The sequence below is a fragment of the Thermodesulfobacteriota bacterium genome (assembly GCA_035325995.1).
Lineage (GTDB): Bacteria > Desulfobacterota_D > UBA1144 > Nemesobacterales > UBA2774 > JADLGH01.
Genome location: DAOKYU010000051.1, coordinates 1 through 1,261 on the forward strand (window position 1 = coordinate 1; position 1,261 = coordinate 1,261).

Annotated in this window: 2 protein-coding genes; both read left to right on the plus strand. The window is 58.8% G+C overall.

Annotated elements, in window-relative coordinates:
- Positions 1 to 756 precede the first annotated feature (756 nt).
- Positions 757 to 975, plus strand: coding sequence for a hypothetical protein (locus tag PKC29_15625; protein HML96834.1), 219 nt, complete (start codon positions 757 to 759; stop codon positions 973 to 975).
- A complete protein-coding gene (locus PKC29_15630) occupies positions 975 to 1,181 on the plus strand; it encodes a hypothetical protein (protein HML96835.1) in 207 nt (68 codons plus the stop codon). Before PKC29_15625 ends, PKC29_15630 begins: the two co-directional genes overlap by 1 nt.
- Positions 1,182 to 1,261: the final 80 nt, after the last annotated feature.

Here is a 1,261-nt window from a genome sequence, read left to right on the forward strand (position 1 = left end):
CGCACGCTCTGACTCCTGTTTATGCGGCAGTAGAGCATGACGATGAGAGTAATTCTTTAAGATTTGTCAAGAATCGAACACTACACTAGAGCAGCGCCGGCCGCTGATGCAGGCGTGGGCGCAGTTCGTCACCGGGAAGCAGAAGGGCAACGTCGTCAACCTGCGGGGGGCGGCGTGAGGGGGGTTGACAAATAAGTGCTTGCGAGGGGGTGACAAATCCGTCGAAAATCGGCCTGTTTTTGATATACCGACCCATTGCGACTAAGGCCCCGCAAACCCACCGAAAGCCCTTGCAAAGCGTGACAAGAACTGTGACAATCTCGCCGGGGACCTTGCGTCTGCACAAAACGTAATGCATTTGTACTCGAAGAACGTAATCAGTCTGATGGGCGCCTACCCTGGTCGCCGCTGGCGGATGGCAGATGTCGTGCGCTACGTCGCGAGCGGCAGGAACGAGAAGCCGAATGAGCGTATTCGGCGCGGGGTTCATCGCGTGGTATCAGAGCTAATCGCGGAGGGGATAGTGGAGTACACGGCCCCTGAAAAGCCGGGCAGCTTCGGCTTGTATAGATGGAAGCAGTAAAGGCCTGAACTTTTCCAAGACATGAGGCCGGCGAAAGCCGGCTTTTTCGTTTCTAGCGGTCAGAATCGCGCCGCAACAAATCCCATGAGCGCCTGGAACTCTCTTTGAGTCCGGCGCTTTTTTTTCGTCGATTAGCCGCCCCCTCTTCGGGCGGCTTTTTTTTGGAGTGAACGTTGGTGAAGACCGTCAACAATCCATTCGAAGATCTCCCCGACGTAGGCGGACAGCGCGTCGGCGATATCGCCCGCGCGGGTGGGTTTACGCGAGCGACGTACTACAACTGGGTGAAGGCGGGTTTGATGCCGGCCCCGATCAAGATCGCGAACACGGCGATCGTCCCGAACAAGGCGCTCAAGGAAGCCTTCGCCGCGATCGTGCAGGAGTCGGCGTAATGGCCGGCTACAGCGACGAGCAGATGCGCCAGGGCTACGGACAGGCCGAGTCGTTCATTGCGCGCATCAAGTCCGGCGAGCCGATCATGATGGACGCGCTCGCGCAGCAGTTCGAGCTGGCGCGAATGGGCAGCATGGCACGGGCTCGCGGGTTCGCGGCGCGGCTGCAGGCAGTCTTGATGGAGGCCGGCCATGCGACCAGCTAGTGTAGTGTTCGATTCTTGACAAATCTTCACTACTGTCCGGTTAAATGGTCCCCGCTCGAGCCGAGATCCAGCGCTGGCGC

Coding starts and splice junctions, on each gene's coding strand:
- PKC29_15630 (HML96835.1), top strand. CDS start 975: ATGGCCGGCTACAGCGACGAGCAGATGCGCCAGGGCTACGGACAGGCC.